Annotated in this window: 16 protein-coding genes; 11 read left to right on the top strand and 5 right to left on the bottom strand. The window is 41.3% G+C overall.

What is annotated here, in order from left to right:
- Position 1 precedes the first annotated feature (1 nt).
- The 4 genes from cyoB to cyoE are packed head-to-tail and all read left to right on the top strand — an operon-like array spanning position 2 to position 3,878.
- The gene (gene cyoB, locus I6F49_RS16070; protein ID WP_165728487.1) at positions 2-1,990 is read left to right on the top strand and encodes a cytochrome o ubiquinol oxidase subunit I; all 1,989 of its coding nucleotides are present in this window, start codon (positions 2-4) and stop codon (positions 1,988-1,990) included.
- The gene (cyoC, locus tag I6F49_RS16065) at positions 1,987-2,628 is read left to right on the top strand and encodes a cytochrome o ubiquinol oxidase subunit III (RefSeq protein ID WP_165728488.1); all 642 of its coding nucleotides are present in this window, start codon (positions 1,987-1,989) and stop codon (positions 2,626-2,628) included. Before cyoB ends, cyoC begins: the two co-directional genes overlap by 4 nt.
- Entirely contained in the window at positions 2,628-2,984 is a 357-nt protein-coding gene (gene cyoD / locus I6F49_RS16060) for a cytochrome o ubiquinol oxidase subunit IV (RefSeq protein ID WP_197141201.1), read from the top strand. Before cyoC ends, cyoD begins: the two co-directional genes overlap by 1 nt.
- A gap of 9 nt (positions 2,985-2,993) precedes the next feature.
- Positions 2,994-3,878 carry a heme o synthase gene (cyoE, locus tag I6F49_RS16055; RefSeq protein WP_197119093.1) on the top strand — a complete coding sequence of 295 codons (885 nt, stop codon included), beginning with the start codon at positions 2,994-2,996 and terminating at the stop codon, positions 3,876-3,878.
- Positions 3,879-3,977: 99 nt separating this feature from the next.
- On the opposite strand, the gene I6F49_RS16050 is transcribed toward cyoE, so the two are convergent.
- The 5 genes from I6F49_RS16050 to ettA all read right to left on the bottom strand — a co-directional run bounded on the left by I6F49_RS16050 (position 3,978) and on the right by ettA (position 8,446).
- Complete coding sequence (locus I6F49_RS16050) at positions 3,978-4,643, bottom strand: hypothetical protein (protein WP_165740402.1); 666 nt, start codon at positions 4,641-4,643, stop codon at positions 3,978-3,980.
- A gap of 82 nt (positions 4,644-4,725) precedes the next feature.
- Positions 4,726-5,223, bottom strand: a complete 498-nt coding sequence (locus I6F49_RS16045) for a TlpA family protein disulfide reductase (RefSeq protein ID WP_197141199.1) — start codon at positions 5,221-5,223, stop codon at positions 4,726-4,728.
- Positions 5,224-5,285: 62 nt separating this feature from the next.
- Positions 5,286-6,194: a histone deacetylase family protein gene (locus I6F49_RS16040; protein WP_021032146.1), complete on the bottom strand. Its 909-nt coding sequence runs from the start codon at positions 6,192-6,194 to the stop codon at positions 5,286-5,288.
- Between the two features lie 53 nt (positions 6,195-6,247).
- Positions 6,248-6,616, bottom strand: a complete 369-nt coding sequence (locus tag I6F49_RS16035) for a PilZ domain-containing protein (RefSeq protein ID WP_007581201.1) — start codon at positions 6,614-6,616, stop codon at positions 6,248-6,250.
- Positions 6,617-6,772: 156 nt separating this feature from the next.
- A complete protein-coding gene (ettA, locus tag I6F49_RS16030; RefSeq protein ID WP_007581203.1) occupies positions 6,773-8,446 on the bottom strand; it encodes an energy-dependent translational throttle protein EttA in 1,674 nt (557 codons plus the stop codon).
- Positions 8,447-8,668: 222 nt separating this feature from the next.
- Here ettA and I6F49_RS16025 point away from each other — a divergent pair, with 222 nt between their 5' ends.
- The 7 genes from I6F49_RS16025 (at position 8,669) to I6F49_RS15995 (ending at position 17,931) form a co-directional block, all read left to right on the top strand.
- Positions 8,669-9,616, top strand: coding sequence for a homoserine O-succinyltransferase (locus tag I6F49_RS16025; protein WP_007376156.1), 948 nt, complete (start codon positions 8,669-8,671; stop codon positions 9,614-9,616).
- Entirely contained in the window at positions 9,606-10,679 is a 1,074-nt protein-coding gene (locus tag I6F49_RS16020) for a homocysteine S-methyltransferase family protein (protein WP_197181307.1), read from the top strand. The genes I6F49_RS16025 and I6F49_RS16020 overlap by 11 nt, the downstream gene beginning before the upstream one ends.
- Positions 10,680-10,688: 9 nt before the next feature.
- Positions 10,689-13,319, top strand: a complete 2,631-nt coding sequence (metH, locus tag I6F49_RS16015) for a methionine synthase (RefSeq protein WP_197141195.1) — start codon at positions 10,689-10,691, stop codon at positions 13,317-13,319.
- Positions 13,320-13,491: 172 nt separating this feature from the next.
- On the top strand, positions 13,492-14,163 hold the full coding sequence (locus tag I6F49_RS16010) for a DUF2971 domain-containing protein (RefSeq protein WP_197181306.1): 672 nt from the start codon (positions 13,492-13,494) through the stop codon (positions 14,161-14,163).
- Between the two features lie 78 nt (positions 14,164-14,241).
- On the top strand, positions 14,242-14,997 hold the full coding sequence (locus I6F49_RS16005; RefSeq protein WP_197181305.1) for a hypothetical protein: 756 nt from the start codon (positions 14,242-14,244) through the stop codon (positions 14,995-14,997).
- Positions 14,998-15,172: 175 nt separating this feature from the next.
- Positions 15,173-15,670 carry a (2Fe-2S)-binding protein gene (locus I6F49_RS16000; protein ID WP_165740542.1) on the top strand — a complete coding sequence of 166 codons (498 nt, stop codon included), beginning with the start codon at positions 15,173-15,175 and terminating at the stop codon, positions 15,668-15,670.
- Positions 15,667-17,931 (top strand): xanthine dehydrogenase family protein molybdopterin-binding subunit, encoded by a 2,265-nt coding sequence (locus tag I6F49_RS15995; protein WP_197181304.1) that lies wholly within the window; start codon positions 15,667-15,669, stop codon positions 17,929-17,931. The genes I6F49_RS16000 and I6F49_RS15995 overlap by 4 nt, the downstream gene beginning before the upstream one ends.
- The last annotated feature ends 161 nt before the right edge of the window (positions 17,932-18,092 follow it).

The following is an 18,092-nucleotide window of genomic DNA, read 5'->3' as shown; positions in this document are numbered from 1 at the left end:
AATGTCGTTTTTAGGTAAACTTTCACTCGATGCAATACCGTTTCACGAGCCGATTCTTGTGTTTACGATGGCAGCTATTTTAATAGCTGCAATTGTTATTACTGCGCTAATTACAAAGCATAAAAAATGGGGCGTGCTTTGGCGCGACTGGATCACATCTGTGGATCATAAGCGCTTAGGCGTAATGTATATTATTTTAGCTTTAGTAATGCTGTTTCGTGGGTTTTCTGATGCAATAATGATGCGTACTCAGTTAGCACTTGCTACTAGTGGCGCGCCCGGTTATTTACCACCAGAGCACTACGACCAAATATTTACAGCTCACGGCGTAATTATGATCATATTTATGGCGATGCCATTTATGATTGGTTTAATGAACATTGTACTACCACTGCAAATTGGTGCTCGCGATGTTGCCTTTCCATTTTTAAACAATTTAAGTTTTTGGTTAACTACCGGTGGTGCTATTTTAATTAATATGTCGCTGGTTTTTGGTGAGTTTGCTAAAACAGGTTGGGTGGCGTATCCGCCACTTTCGGAGCTGACCTTTAGCCCTGGGGTGGGGGTCGACTATTATATTTGGGCTTTGCAAATATCCGGTCTTGGAACACTCTTAACTGCAGTAAACTTTTTAGCGACCGTTATCAAAATGCGTGCACCAGGCATGACCTTAATGAAAATGCCAATTTTCACATGGACATGTACGTGGGCAAACATCTTAATTGCAGCATCATTCCCAATTTTAACCGCAATGCTTACTATGTTAACGCTTGACCGTTATCTCGATTTCCATTTCTTTACCAATGAATTGGGCGGTAACGCCATGATGTACATCAACCTGTTTTGGGCATGGGGTCATCCTGAGGTATATATTTTAGTATTACCGGCGTTTGGTGTTTTTTCTGAGATTATTTCGACATTTGCAGGTAAGCGTTTATTTGGTTATAAATCGATGGTTTACGCCAGCGGTGCAATCTCTATTTTAGGGTTTATTGTTTGGTTACATCACTTCTTTACAATGGGCTCAAGTGCTAACGTTAACGCGTTCTTTGGGGTAATGACCATGGTTATTGCCGTACCAACAGGCGTTAAGTTGTTTAACTGGCTATTTACTATTTACCGAGGTCGTTTACGTATAACCGTTCCGGTACTTTGGACACTTGGTTTTATGGTTACCTTTACCGTAGGCGGCATGACTGGCGTATTACTTGCTATTCCTGGTGCCGATTACGTACTGCATAATAGCTTATTCTTAATTGCACATTTTCATAATACAATTATCGGTGGTGCTGTATTTGGCTACCTAGCAGGTTTTGTATTTTGGTTCCCTAAAGCGATGGGCTTCAAGCTTAACGAAAAATGGGGCAAGGCATCATTTTGGTGTTGGATTATCGGTTTCTTCGTTGCATTTATGCCGTTGTATGTACTTGGTTTCTTAGGTATGACACGTCGTTTAAACCACACTAATAATCCTGATTGGAACATTTGGCTATACATTGCTGCAGGCGGTGCTGTCATTATTATGTTTGGTATTATTAGCCAAGCAGTTCAATTATATGTGAGCTTTAGAGACCGTGAAGCGCTTGACGATACAACAGGCGATCCGTGGAACGGACACACACTTGAGTGGGCAACAAGCTCACCTCCACAAGTGTATAACTTTGCTACCATTCCGCACATTGATGATATTGATGCATGGACCGACATGAAAGAAAAAGGTCAAGCTTACCAAGATAAGGCAAGCTACAGCCCTATTCATATGCCTAAAAATACATCAGCAGGCGTGCTAATGGCAGCAAGTTTAACCGCATTTTGTTTTGCGATGATCTGGCATATTTGGTGGTTAGCAGCTGTTGGTTTTATTGGCGCAATTGCTTTATTTATCAAACGTTGTTACGCCAGCGATGTTGATTACTATATACAACCTGATGAAATTGCACGAATTGAAGCAGCATACAATTCAAGTGGGAATAAGGAGCTAAAAGCGTGAGTACACTTTCTGCAAATTTAGAATCTGCAAATTTAGAGTCTGTATCTCACGATGATCATGCGCACGAGCATGATCATCACGATACATCGGGCGATACCGTATTCGGTTTTTGGTTATACCTAATGACCGATTGCTTATTATTTGCCTCATTTTTTGCAACCTACGCCGTGTTATTTATGAACACAGCCGGTGGTGTATCGGGTAAAGATATTTTTGAACTCGACTTTGTAGCAGTAGAAACAGCTGCACTACTTATTAGTAGTATTACCTTTGGTTTTGCCATGATTGCCGCTCAAGGGCAAAAAAAGGCGCTCACACTTACTTGGTTATTTATTACGTTTTGTTTAGGTGCTGTGTTTATTGGTATGGAAATATACGAATTTCATCACCTAATAGTGAACGGGCATGGTCCGCAACATAGTGCTTTTTTAACATCGTTTTTCTCATTAGTTGGCTTACATGGTTTACATGTAACAGCCGGTTTAATTTGGATGACCATAATGATGATAGAAGTTGCTAAACGCGGTCTAGGTAAAGCAACCGTAACGCGTTTAAGTTGCTTAAGCCTATTTTGGCACTTCTTAGACATTGTTTGGATTTGTGTATTTACCGTTGTTTATTTAATGGGAGCAATGTAATGAGCCACAGCGAAACGCATGCGTTAAAGCAAACGCACAGTGATCATCATGATGAATCTCATGGCAGTGTTAAAACTTACTTAATTGGCTTTGTGTTATCAGTAATTTTGACAGCCATTCCATTTTGGATGGTAATGGAAGGCGACTTCACAAAGGCAACAACGCTTTGGAGCATTGTTACTTTAGCAATCGTACAAATTTGGGTGCATTTAAAGTACTTTTTACACCTTAATTTTACGACCGAAGATGGCCGTGCAAGTACTTTCTCATTCCTATTCAGTGCTCTGATCATCGTAATGGTGGTTGGGTTATCTGTTTGGATCATTTATGAATCTAACGCAATGATGATGTACTAGGAGTTGAAGATGTTTCGTCGTTATTTATCAGTGACAAAGCCGGGTATTATTATGGGCAATTTGATCAGCGTAGCGGGCGGGTTTTTACTTGCCTCGCGCGGTGATATAAACCCATGGTTAATGATTGCTACATTAATTGGTTTGTCGCTAGTGGTTGCATCAGGTTGTGCTATCAATAATGTTATAGATAGAGACATAGATGTAGCCATGGCGCGTACTCGTACGCGAGTAACAGTAACAGGCGAAATGTCGGCCTTTGCTGCACTTAGTCACGGTATTTTATTGGGTGTTGTGGGCTTTGGTTTACTTATCGCCTATACCACTCAAGCCGCGGTATTTTTTGCAGCCTTTGGCTACGTAATTTATGTAGGGGTTTATAGCCTCTACATGAAGCGTAACTCAGTATATGGCACTTTTGTAGGTAGCCTTTCGGGCGCAGTACCACCAGTAGTCGGTTATTGCGCCGTAACAGGCCAGTTCGATATGGGCGCGTTAATACTGCTGGTTATGTTTAGCTTGTGGCAAATGCCGCACTCTTATGCCATCGCTATTTTTCGCTTTAAAGATTACCAAGCTGCAGGTATTCCAGTATTACCTGTAGCGCAAGGTATCGACAAAGCAAAACGCCACATTGTGCTTTATATTGCTGTATACGCGTTAGTTGTGATGTTACTGCCAATTACTGGCTACACAGGTGCTGCTTTTATGGCTGTTGCTTGTATTACCAGCTTTTGGTGGTTGCTAATGGCACTAAGAGGGTATCGTCGAAATATTGATGTAACCAGTTGGGCACGTAAAGTGTTCGCGTTTTCTATCATTAATATTACAGCGTTAAGTATTGCTATGGCTGTTGACTATCATAGCGTTGCTCCACAGCTATTAACACTTACCTAATTTAAAAACTTTAACATTCCAAAGTTAATCCAAAGGCTCGAAAGAGCCTTTTTTTATGCCTGAATATTGAAATTATTTAGCATTCGTATACTCGCTATTTTACTTTTTAAAATCATCAGCATTGTAATAAAGTGGTTTAAGGGTGCCGCAATTAATAAATTTATAAGTAAGCTCATTTTCAGCTGGGACACGTTTTGAGGTACGAAGCTTTTGCATACATGCATTAACTAAATCGACAAAAATAAGATGGTTATAGCTCGGCGCTTTTTGAATTTTATGAATATAAATACGCTCAGTACCGCTTAGTGTAATCATGTCGTAGTCTTGCCATTGCGATGATTCACTTAATTTTTTTAGTTCTCTGGCATACAGCTGCTTACTCAAGACCAACTCTTTTTTTGAATAAATTAAACTGCCACCTTGTTGATAATCACCCTCGTAAATATCGGCAATAATTGTAATTTCTTCACCACGCATTAAATGCTGAATATTAAACGCTTGTGGCTTTACGGTGATTAACTCGGCATTTCTAACAAAGCCTAAAAATGGAACATCGGGGTTTCCTATTTTATAAACAACTTGCACATCATTGGGTAAATTATAGGTGGGTAAATTCATTGCAATAATAGACGAGCCTTGATTAACCAAAGCCATAGGGTGCTCAGCATTGTAAGCGGGGTCTACCGGTGGAAGTTCTGCTTTTTCTTCTTCAGCTGCGGCAAAGCCACTTAAAGTAATTAGTAATAAAGTAAGTAGTAAGCGCATTATAATCTCAATTAATTTATGAGCTTAAATTGTAGTATAAAGTTTATATTACTTATATTTTTAAACTAAATTTAGACCTATATTATTGTTCAGATATGGAGTGCAACAATGTTCGTGCCTTTAAATGTAGGTTTGCGTCCTCTGGGTTTGACGTATTAGTCAGCCAAATTACATTACCTTCTTTATTTACAAACAATGTAGTAGGTGTGCCTCGTATACCTAATTGCTGTGCTGTTGCATCGGCTTTTACGGCTGTTTTAAAAGTATAACCTCTATCGCTAAGCGCTTTAGCGGGAGTAGCATCGTCATCCTCTTTAAAGCTCACGGCAATAACTTTTAAGCCCATATCATCAATTTTTTGAAGTGCTGGCTGAAGCTTTTTACAGTACGGACACCACGTTGCCCAAAAGTGTAAAACGTAAGGTTGACCTAATAAATCTTGAGTATTGAGTGCAGATCCATCGGCCATTTGTAAATTTAATGTAGGTAATTTAGGGTATGTTGCTTCTGAATTTTTATCTTGTGCGTAAGCTGTAAAACTTAATAAAATGAGTGTAATGGCAATAAAGAATTGTTTCATAATATGTTCGTTCTTATTTTACATATTAAATAAGAACGAGAATTTAACAATTTTATTTCAAACTAAAAGCGAGCGGCTTGCTCAACAACAATAGCATGGCGTTTAGCGAGGCGAAGATGGTCTTTATCGTAGCCACCACCTATTACTGTAGCAACGGGTGTATTGTGTTCAAGGCAGCGTTTTAGCACTAAATGGTCGCGCTTAACTATGCCATCCCAGCTTATATCTAATTTACCCAAGCCATCGCCTTGCCAAATATCAACGCCAGCATCGTAAAGTACCAAGCTTGGGTTTAGCTCTTTAAGTAAATAACTCAAGGTGTCGTCAACTACGGCAAGGTATTCGTCGTCTTTCATATTATCGGCTAAGCCAATATCTAAATCGCTAGCGGATTTTCTGAAAGGGAAGTTTTTTTCACAATGGATAGAGCAAGTATAAGCGTATGCTTGATGCTGTAACATTGCGGCTGTGCCATCACCTTGGTGCACGTCTAAATCAAAAATAAGTACGTTAGTTACTTCACCCGATTCAATTAAAGTTTGCGTGGTAAAGGCTAAATCGTTAACCATGCAGTAGCCTGAGCCAAAATCGGTATGCGCATGGTGTGTACCACCGGCTAAGTGGCAGGCTATACCATGTTTAAGTGCTAAACGAGCTGTTTGCAAAGTACCTTGAGGTGCTGTAAAGGTACGTGCCATAAGCTCTTTTGACCAAGGTAGGCCAATGCGACGCATTGCTTTTTCATCTAAGCGGTTATTCCACAAATCATGTATGTAATTTTCGCAGTGTATTAGCTCCAGTGGCTCTGGCGTGCCTAATATTGGCTCAACCAGGTTATCGCCAATCAAACCAAGCTTTGCTACATGCTGATATAAATGTGCAAACTTACTCATTGCAAAACGATGCTTTGGATCGAAATTAAACGAGTAGTTAGGGTGATACACCAAAGGTAAATGTGGATTTAAAGTCATGTTTGCACAAGTTAAAAAGTTTGCACTATGGTAATCAACTAATCCAAATGAGTCTATTCTTGTGTGTCGTGAATCAACATAGCGAGTTCGCGATGTAATAGTTCGTCATCAGCTAAGTTTAGCTCTATTAAACGCTTTAAATAAGTAATGCTGTCTATATCAATATGGTGGCACTTTAAACCAATATGATCCGCTTCTATATGGCACACCACAACCTCCATTTTTATTTCTATTTCGCTTTGAGGCAGCGAAAAACGCAGAACAGCTTGGCTATTTTGGTTGCCAATAAAAGCATCACATTTAGTGATTAATGCGCCATGCAAAGATACATCAAGTAATTTACATGGGTATTGGTGATCATTAAAAATCACTTGTGCATCGGTTGAAAATAAAACACGAGAAAACTGACGACGATTTTGCATAACCTAATTTAGCCTTACTATTTTTATAATAAATTAAGCATAGCGGGTAATTCTCTACATGCTAGCAGGATATGCTCCTGTAATGCTGGTGGCATAAAAAAGCCCCGCATAAATGCAGGGCTTAGTTTTACTGTAATAAATTAGCTACAGTAAATATTAACCAATTTTTTTGTACTTAATACGTTTAGGTTCAGTTGCTGCTGCACCTAGTGTCTTTTTAAGCCACTCTTCGTATTCAGTATAGTTACCATCAAAGAAGTTAATTTGACCTTCGTCGCGGTAATCTAAAATGTGCGTAGCAATACGGTCAAGGAACCAACGGTCATGCGAGATACACATTACGCAACCAGGGAACTCTAAAATAGCGTTCTCTAGCGCACGTAATGTTTCAACGTCCAAGTCATTGGTTGGCTCATCGAGTAGTAACACATTGCCGCCAGCTTTTAATAACTTAGCAAGGTGTAAACGGTTACGCTCACCACCTGATAGGTCTTTAACAAACTTTTGCTGATCGTTACCTTTAAAGTTAAAGCGACTTACATACGCACGACTTTGGAACTCAAAGTTACCAATTTTTAGTACGTCTTGGCCGTCTGATATTTCTTGGAAAACAGTTTTGCTTTCGTCCATACCGTCGCGGAACTGATCAACAGTAGCAAGGTGTACGCTTTCGCCAACGGTAATGCTACCGCTGTCTTGCTTTTGCTCACCACTGATCATTTTAAACAGCGTTGATTTACCCGCGCCATTGGCACCAATAATGCCCACAATGGCACCTTTTGGCATGCTAAAGCTTAAATCGTCAATTAAAACGCGATCGCCAAAACTCTTACGAAGATTCGTTACTTCAAGCACTTGATCGCCTAAGCGCGGGCCAGGTGGAATAAACATCTCGTTAGTTTCGTTACGTTTTTGGTAATCAGACTGCTGCATTTCAGTAAACTGAGCCATACGTGCTTTTGACTTAGCTTGGCGACCTTTAGGGTTTGAACGAACCCATTCAAGTTCTTGCGCAATTGATTTTTGACGTGCTTTTTCAGATTTTTGTTCTTGCTGTAAGCGCGCATCTTTTTGTTCAAGCCAAGAAGAGTAGTTACCTTCCCATGGAATACCTTCACCACGGTCAAGCTCTAATATCCAACCAGCTACATTATCAAGGAAGTAACGGTCATGCGTAACCGCCACAACAGTGCCTTCGTAATCGTGTAAAAAGCGCTCTAACCATGCAACCGACTCAGCATCCAAGTGGTTAGTAGGTTCATCGAGAATAAGCATGTCTGGTTTTTCAAGCAGTAATCGACATATAGCAACACGACGACGCTCACCACCTGAAAGGTGCTCAATTTTAGCATCCCATTCTGGCAGGCGAAGTGCATCAGCAGCACGCTCTAAAACGTTATCAATGTTGTGACCATCGTGCGCCTGAATAACAGCTTCAAGCTCGCCTTGCTCTTTTGCAAGTGCGTCAAAGTCAGCGTCTTCCATGGCGTATTCGTTATACACTTCGTCAAGACGTTTAAGTGCGTGTTTAACTTCGCCAACAGCTTCTTCAACAATTTCACGAACTGTTTTGCTTTCGTCTAAAACAGGCTCTTGCGGTAAATAACCAATTTTTGTACCAGGCTGAGGATGTGCATCACCTTCAAAATCTTGGTCAACACCGGCCATAATACGTAGTAACGTAGATTTACCAGAACCGTTTAAACCAAGCACACCAATTTTAGCGCCAGGAAAAAAATGTAACGAAATATCTTTTAAGATAGTGCGCTTAGGTGGCACAACCTTAGATACTCGACTCATCGAGAATATAAATTTATCAGGTAAAACCATGGAGGAAAGCCTTCAAATAATAATAAAAATTTCAATGTTGTATTGTAGTGGCTGACAGGTGAAACAGTCAACGAATGGCGGGTTTTAAAGCACTAAAGCATGCTTGTAAGTAAAGTATAAAATCATGAATAAATTTCATTTAGACATCTATACATCTAGAGGTTGATATTTTTTACTTTCAGTTCATAATTAAGCTTCGGTTTTTATGAGCAGGAGTAAAGTATGCCAATTACAGTAAAAGACGAGTTGCCGGCAATTGCACGTTTACGTCAAGAAAACGTATTTGTAATGCCTAAAACACGTGCAAAAACGCAAGAAATACGCCCAATGCGTTTGGCTATTTTAAACTTAATGCCTAATAAAGTAGAAACCGAAGTTCAGTTTATCCGCTTGCTTGCCAACTCGCCTTTGCAAGTAAACGTAGAGCTGCTGCGCCTCGACACTCACCGCAGTAGTAGCAACTCAGAAGAGCACCTTGATACCTTTTATCGTTATTTTTCTGAGGTTAAAGACAACAATTACGACGCATTAATAGTAACTGGCGCGCCACTTGCGCATTTAGAATACGACGATGTAGCGTATTGGGATGAGCTAAAGGTCATTATTGATTGGGCTGAGCAACACGTTACCTCTACGTTATTTTCGTGCTGGGCAGCACATGCAGCGCTATACCATCGTTACAATTTAAAGCGCGATTTAAAAGACGACAAACTGTGTGGCGTATTTACTCACCAATGTTACTTTGATCACGGCGCACTGACTCGCGGATTCGACGACACCTTTTTAGTACCGCACTCACGCTACGGCCACATTGATATAAATAAAATAAATGCTTGTGATGAGCTAGTTGTACTAGCTGGTTCTGAGCGAGTAGGGGCTTACTTACTTAAAAATAAATCAGGTAGCCAAGTGTTTATAACCGGCCATCCTGAGTACGACGCCGACTCGCTAAAAGCAGAATACGAGCGCGATTGTAAAAAAAGCCCTAATGCACCAAAACCCGAAAATTACTTTCCGGATGACGATGCAACCAAACAACCTTCAAAAACGTGGCAAAGCCATGCTTTTTTACTTTTTTCGAACTGGTTAAATTACTACGTGTACCAAACCACACCGTATGATATTAATTTAGTTAGCCAAGACGTGAGGACTAACAACTATGCCGAATAACGCTCCTACAAATAATAAGCAAGCCGAAATAAGCGCCGCATTAAAAGAACGCATTTTAATTTTAGATGGCGCTATGGGCACCATGATCCAAGATCATAAGCTAGAAGAAGAAGACTATCGCGGAGAGCGTTTTAAAGACTGGCATGTATTAATTAAAGGCAATAACGATTTATTAAGCCTAACCAAGCCCGATTTAATCACTGATATTCATCGTGGTTTTTTATCAGCGGGCGCCGATATTATCGAAACCAACACGTTTAACTCGACCACTATTTCGATGGAAGATTACGACATGGCAAGCTTAAGTCGTGAAATAAACCTAGAGTCGGCTAAATTAGCACGCGCAATTTGCGATGAATTTACGGCTAAAACGCCAGAAAAACCACGCTATGTAGCCGGTGTTTTAGGGCCGACATCTAAAACGTGTTCAATTTCGCCAGACGTAAACGATCCGGGTTACCGAAATGTCACTTTTGATAAACTCGTTACTGCGTATGTTGAGTCTACCCTTGCATTAATGGAAGGCGGCGCCGATTTAATACTAATCGAAACTATATTCGACACCCTTAATGCAAAAGCCGCATCGTTTGCAGTAGAAGAAGCCTTTGAACAAGCAGGGCGTACATTACCCGTTATGATTTCAGGCACTATTACCGATGCCTCTGGGCGTACGCTTTCGGGGCAAACAACCGAAGCATTTTATAACTCTATTCGCCACATTAAGCCTATATCAATCGGCCTAAATTGCGCGCTTGGCCCCGATTTATTGCGCCAATATGTGCAAGAGCTATCGCGTGTATGCGAAACATTTACCTCAGTACATCCTAATGCGGGCTTGCCTAATGAGTTTGGCGAATACGACTTAGAAGCGCCTGAAATGGCAGCCGAAATTATCGATTGGGGTAAATCGGGCTTTATTAATATAGTAGGCGGGTGCTGCGGTACAACGCCTGCGCATATTCGCGCGTTTGCAAAAGGGCTTGAAGGCGTTAAACCTCGGCCTTTACCTGAGCTTGAAGTACGTATGCGTTTATCAGGCCTTGAAGCCTGTAACTTAAACTAAGGAGCCAACATGACACAGCAAATAGCAGTATTTACTAATGTCGGCGAACGTACCAACGTAACTGGTTCGGCCATGTTTAAACGCCTAATCATGGAAGAAGACTTTGAAGCCGCGCTAACTGTTGCCCGCGAACAAGTAGAAAATGGCGCACAGGTTATTGATATAAACATGGACGAAGCCATGTTGGACTCAAAAGCCGCTATGGTTAAGTTTTTAAACTTAATAGCCTCAGAGCCTGATATTTCTCGCGTACCAATTATGGTCGACTCCTCAAAATGGGAAGTAATAGAAGCAGGTTTAAAGTGTATTCAAGGCAAGGCAATTGTTAACTCAATATCACTAAAAGAAGGTGAAGAGCCGTTTATTCGCCAAGCTAAAATAATAAAACGCTTTGGTGCAGCCGCTGTTGTAATGGCGTTTGATACCGACGGGCAAGCCGACACGGCAGACCGTAAGTTCGCAATATGTGCGCGCAGTTATAAAATATTGGTAGAAGACATTGGCTTTGCGCCAGAAGATATTATTTTCGACCCAAATATATTTGCCGTAGCCACCGGTATAGAAGAGCACGACAACTACGCCGTAGAATTTATTGAAGGCACGCGCCGTATTAAGCAAAATTTACCGCACTGTAAAGTGTCGGGCGGGGTGTCAAATGTATCGTTTTCGTTTAGGGGTAATAACCCAGTACGTGAGGCTATTCACTCGGTGTTTTTATATCACGCTATTCAAGCTGGTATGGATATGGGTATTGTAAATGCAGGGCAACTAGCCGTTTACGACGACATACCAGAAGAGTTACGCAAAGCCGTTACAGACGTAATACTTAACACCGACTCAGGCGCAGGCGAGCGTTTAGTAGAGCTTGCACCAAAATACTCGGGTATGGCGCAAGCCGAGCGAGTAGAAGATTTAGAGTGGCGCACATGGCCTGTTGCAAAACGCCTTGAGCACGCGCTTGTTAAAGGTATTACTACCTTTATAGATGAAGATACCGAAGAATGCCGCGCCGCAGCAGCTAAACCTATTCACGTAATTGAAGGGCCGTTAATGGACGGCATGAACGTAGTAGGCGACTTATTTGGCGCAGGAAAAATGTTTTTACCACAAGTTGTTAAATCGGCGCGCGTAATGAAGCGAGCCGTAGCCTACCTAGACCCCTACATTGAGCTTGAAAAAGAAGAAGGCTCAACTAACGGTAAAATAGTGATGGCGACCGTAAAAGGTGACGTACACGACATAGGTAAAAATATTGTGGGTGTTGTACTGCAATGTAATAACTATGAAGTAATCGATTTAGGTGTAATGGTACCTGCCGATAAAATACTGCAAACCGCCATCGATGAAAAAGCCGATATTATTGGGTTGTCGGGCTTAATTACCCCATCGCTTGACGAAATGGTGCACGTAGCAAAAGAAATGAAACGCCGTGGCTTTGAGCTCCCATTAATGATTGGTGGCGCTACTACTTCTAAAGCGCATACTGCCGTTAAAATTGAGCCACAGTACGACAAGGGCGTAGTGTACGTAAGTAACGCCAGCCGTGCAGTAGGTGTGGTATCAAGCTTGTTATCTAAAGAGCTAAAACCTGCCTTTTTAGAAAAAACAAAAGCCGAGTATGTAAAAGTACGCGAGCAACAAGCGCGTAAAAAACCACGTTCTAAGCCTGTTACAATCCAGCGCGCACGCGATAACGCAGCACAACTCGATTGGGATAACTACACGCCACCAGTGCCTAAAAAGCTTGGCGTGATCGAGTTTAAAAACGTATCAATCGCTACTTTGCGTAAATACATAGATTGGACGCCATACTTTATGACGTGGTCAATCGCCGGTAAATACCCGCGCATAATGACCGATGAAGTCGTAGGCGAGCAAGCGCAAAGCTTATTTAAAGACGCTAACGACATGTTAGACGACCTTGAAAAAGCCGGCAGTTTGCAACCACTTGGCGTAATAGGTTTATTCCCTGCTAACCGCGTTGGGGACGACATAGAAATATACACCGACGAAACACGCAAAACGCTGTTAACTACTTCATGCCATTTACGTCAGCAAACCGAAAAAACCGACTTTGCTAACTACTGCCTAGCCGACTACATAGCACCCAAAGGCACACCAGACTATTTTGGCGCGTTTGCAGTAACAGGCGGTTTAGAAGAGGACGACTTAGCAAATGCGTTTGACGCACAGCAAGACGACTACAACAAAATAATGATTAAAGCGGTTGCCGACAGACTCGCAGAAGCGTTTGCAGAATACCTACACGAAAAAGTACGTAAAGAGTATTGGGGTTTTGCACCAGACGAAAACCTAGCAAACGATGAGCTAATACGCGAAAACTACCAAGGTATTCGCCCAGCGCCAGGTTACCCTGCGTGCCCAGAGCACACCGAGAAAAAGAAAATTTGGCAGTTGCTCGACACCGAAAAACGCATTGGCATGCAGTTAACCAGCTCATACGCCATGTGGCCAGGTGCTGCTGTTTCAGGTTGGTACTTTTCACACCCAGAAGCTAAGTACTACGCAGTAGCAGCGGTACAACGCGATCAAGTAGAAGACTACGCTAAACGAACTAATATGACGCTCGCAGAGGCAGAAAGATGGCTATCGCCTAACTTGGGGTATGATCCGGAGTAAATAGAACAGCTGTCCGTTAAAACAAAAGCGAGCTTAATTAAGCTCGTTTTTTTGTTTTTTCAGACTTTATTCAAAGTATTGTAAAACAGTGGGTAACTTATTGTTACAATCTAATGTGTGTAATAAATGACCGTTGATTTATCTAATATTATTTTTCGGGGGGGATTAGCATATGAAACTTTATAAGTACTTATCAGAAGAAAGATTAGATGTTTTAACTAACGGAAAAATTAGGTTTTCTTACCCTAGAAGTGTAAATGATCCATTTGAGTCATCTATGATGATAGGGGACTATGAGCTAGATCTAAAAAAACCACATGAGAGGCATGATGAATGTAGAAAAAAAATGACTTTTCTCTCTCTATCGAGAAACAAGGGGAATTTATTAATGTGGTCACATTATGCAGCTTCACATACCGGGTTTTGTATTGAGTTTAATAGAAAAAACAACTTTTTCTCAAAAGCACAGCCAGTTATTTACCGTAGGGAAAGAGGCACTCTAAACGGTTATATGTCGGAAGGAAAACTGTTTAATCTTGATAAAACACTACTTCAAAAACCTATTGATTGGGCCTACGAGGAAGAAGAGCGTATTTTTGCATCAGATTTAGATTTTGAACCTATGATTATTAATAATGATATTTTTGGCGAGAGTATTAATTTAATGGAGTATCCAATAGGATCCATCGATGGAGTGTATTTAGGCTTACGATCTAGTGATAAATTAAAAGAAAGAATATCAGAGAAATTACTAAAAATTTCTGCTGGAAAAATAAAGTTATATAAAGCTGAGACAGATTCAAAATATTACCAATTAAAATTTCAAGAAGTTTTATATGCTTAAGAATAGTTTTAGCCATATAAAACTCAAGCTATTCTGACTACTTATTCATTCCCAATAGCTTTAAATAAAGGATTATAAATGAAATGTCTAAACCACATCCTACTGTGCTTATCCCTACTTTTTACATCAAACACATTCGCTCTTGATCAAAAGTATCAGGAGAGCGTTTTACCTGTTATTACTGCCTTTGCAGATCACGATAAACCTACAATTGCTGCACTTATTAGCTACCCGCTAAAACGACGATATCCCATACCTGACATTAAAAATGAAGCTGAGTTTATTAACCGCTTTGATGAGGTGTTTGACGATGAGTTAGTGACAGTTATTGCCCGTTCAAACATTAATACTGATTGGGAGAAAGTAGGTTGGCGCGGCATTATGCTAAATAACGGCGTGATGTGGGTTGATACCGACGGTAAAATAATTGCTGTAAATACCCAAAATACTAAAGAGCAGGCACTTGCTAAAAGCTTAATCGAACAAGGTAAGCAATCTTTGCACGCAAGTATCAACACTTTTGAAAAACCAGTACTTGATTGGAAAACGGCTAACTACCATATTCGTGTTGATGATTTAGGCGATCATAATTATCGGTATGTAGTGTGGGGTATTAATAAAAAACCAAGCGACAAGCCTGATATGGTTTTACTAAATGGCGATATTACATTTGAGGGTAGCGGCGGGAATCATCACTATACGTTTAAAAATGGACGTTACAGTTATGTGCTACAAGTAACCATTATTGGCTGCGATACATCACCACCGGGTTGGCTTGAAGTTTATAAAGACGATGAGCGGTTGTTAAACGAGCCTGTGGTAAGTGCTAATTAATGTATATTTTTAGTGTATTAAACAATGTGGATCTGTTTTTAACAATTAAGCGTTCTAATAATTAGTATTTTTATAAAATAGATCTAAGTGGTAGGCTAAAAAGTAGTAAGTAATTAAAATAGTTCTCGCGCAACAAGGAACCGTCCTTTAAAAGCGCTTTGCCAAGGAGTTTAGTATGATCACGCTTACCATTAATGGTAATAAACATGAGTTTTCTGGCGATCCGTCAACGCCAGTATTATGGTATCTCCGAGACGAATTGAATTTAACAGGGCCTAAGTTTGGCTGCGGTATGGCTCAGTGCGGTGCATGTACTGTGCATATTGATGGGGTAGCTCAACGCTCGTGTGTATTACCGGTAGCGGCAGCAGCAGGGCGTTCAATTACAACAATTGAAGGGCTAAGTGAGCAGGGCGACCATCCGGTACAACAAGCGTGGGTTGAGCATAAAGTACCGCAATGTGGTTTTTGCCAGTGCGGCCAAATGATGCAAGCAGCGAGCTTATTAGCTGCCAATCCAAACCCAACTGATGATGAAATAGTAAGCAATATGTCGGGCAATATTTGTCGTTGTGGTACTTATCCGCGTATTCATAAAGCGATTAAATCGGCTGCTAAAACTATTGCGGGCGTGCAGTATTTTGACCCAAATGAGCAAGGGGAAGAAGTATGAGCGAAGCAAATAATACATACTTTGATTTAACCCGCCGTAAGTTTTTAAAAACCAGCGCAATAGGTGCGTTGGTACTCGGTACTTATTTTGTAGGCAGTGCGCCAAGAGCATTTGCGGGTGTGTTAGAGCAGCCATCTGAGCTGGCAAAACGCGCAAACTTATTTATTGCACTGCGCCCAGACGGCATGGTTGAAATAACCTGTCACCGCTCTGAAATGGGTCAGCAAATTCGCACTGCAATTGCACAAATAGTTGCCGATGAAATGGAAGCCGCATGGGATAAGGTTATTGTTATTCAGGGTAAGGGCGACCCTAAATACGGCGATCAAAATACCGATGGCTCGCGCAGTATTCGCTACAACATGCAGCGCCTGCGTGAAATGGGCGCAAGTGTGCGTTACATGATGCAGCACGCTGCCGCTAAGTATTGGAAAGTTGATCCTCAAACCTGTACTGCTAATCAACACGTTGTTACACACAGCTCAGATAAATCGCTTACTTATAAAGATTTAATCGACTTAGCGCTTACAATAACGCCACCAGAAGCTGACAAATTAACACTCAAAACACGTAAAGAATGGCGTTATATTAATACGGGTATGGCGCACATAGATTTAGCCGATTTAGTAACAGGTAAAGCTATATTTGCAGCCGATGTACGCGAACCACAAGCGCTGGTGGCTATAATTGAACGCCCGCCGGTAGTAGGCGGTGTTGTTAAGTCGTTTGATGCCAGTGCTACAAAAGCGATAAACGGCGTTATAGATGTTATTGAAATACCTGCACCAAAAGGCGCGCCGCAGTTTCAGCCAAAAGGCGGTATTGCGATTATAGCTAAAAACACATGGGCTGCATGGCAAGGGCGTAAAGCATTAAAAGTAGTGTGGGATGATGGCAAAAATGGCGATTACAATTCAGAAGAATTTAAAAAGTCATTATTACAAACTGTACAAACTCCACAGACAAACATACGTGACAAAGGCGATGCCATGGGTGTATTGGCTAAATCGAGCAATAAACTCGTAGCTGATTACTACGCGCCGCATCTTGCTCAAGCACCCATGGAGCCACCGTGCGCGACAGCTATGTACAACAAAGACAGTGTTGATATATGGGCTGCTACGCAAAATCCACAAGCCGATATGAAAACAGTGGCTGCAATGCTTGGCATGGATGAGAGCAAAATTAACGTTCACGTTACCATGTTAGGAGGCGGCTTTGGGCGTAAGTCAAAACCTGACTTTTCAGCAGAAGCAGCTTACCTGTCAATGAAAGTAGGCAAACCTATTCGTGTTCAATGGACGCGTGAAGACGACATACAACATGGTTTTTATCATGCGGTTTCGGCTCAGCACATTGAAGCATCGCTAGATAAAAATGGCGCTATAGAATCGTATTTACACCGCACCGCGTTTTCACCAATTACCTCTACCTTTTCAGAAGGGGCAACTACGCCAGGGAGCTTTGAACTGCGCTTAGGGTTTACCGATAATCCTATTAATACACCAAACATGAAATTAGAAAACGGTGATGCGCAAGCCAAAGCACGAATTGGTTGGATGCGCTCCGTATCAAATGTTTTTCATGCTTTTGCTATTCAGTCATTCATTGGCGAAGCAGCGCACAAAGCCGGTCGCGACCAAAAAGACTATTTACTAGACACTATAGGTCCGAGTCGCATTGTTGATGTAACTGAGCAAAATGCCACATACGATAATTATGGCGGCGATAAAGCGGTTTATCCGTTAGATATTGGCAGGCTGCGCCATGTTATTGAAAAAGTAGCTGACATGAGTAAGTGGGGGCGAGAGCTTCCTAAAGGGCGAGGTTTAGGTATAGCAGCGCATAGAAGCTTTTTAACTTACGTAGCGACAGTAGTAGAAGTGGAAGTATCGGATGCTGGCGATTTAAAAGTAATTAAATCATGGGTTGCCATTGATGCGGGTACGGTTGTAAACACCGACACAGTTAAAAACCAAACTCAAGGTGGCTCTATTTACGGTATTACCACTGCAATTAGTGACGGTATTACCTTTGATAAAGGCCGCGTGCAGCAAAGTAACTTTCATGATTATCGCGTACCGCGTATGAGCGACTCACCTCTTGAAATTGAAGTTGAAATTGTACAAAGCGATGCACCACCAGCAGGGGTAGGAGAGCCGTCTACACCAGTTTATGCGCCAGCATTATGTAACGCTATTTTTGCAGCATGCGGAAAGCGTATTAGGCAGTTACCGATTGGTAACCAATTAAAAGCGTAGCTAAATAACCTACAGCTTAAACAAAAAAAACCGCCAAAATGGCTAACACCGATCAGTTAAGGTATTTTTGATCGGTTGACCGATCTTTTGGTTGCTTCACAATACCCTTATCATCTTTTGATTATGAGGGTATTTTTATGCTTAGTCATTGGTTACTTGAT

The organism is Pseudoalteromonas sp. SWN166, assembly GCF_015864485.1.
Lineage (GTDB): Bacteria > Pseudomonadota > Gammaproteobacteria > Enterobacterales > Alteromonadaceae > Pseudoalteromonas.
Note: the sequence above shows the minus strand (reverse complement) of the source record. Positions and strands in the feature narration are given on the sequence as shown.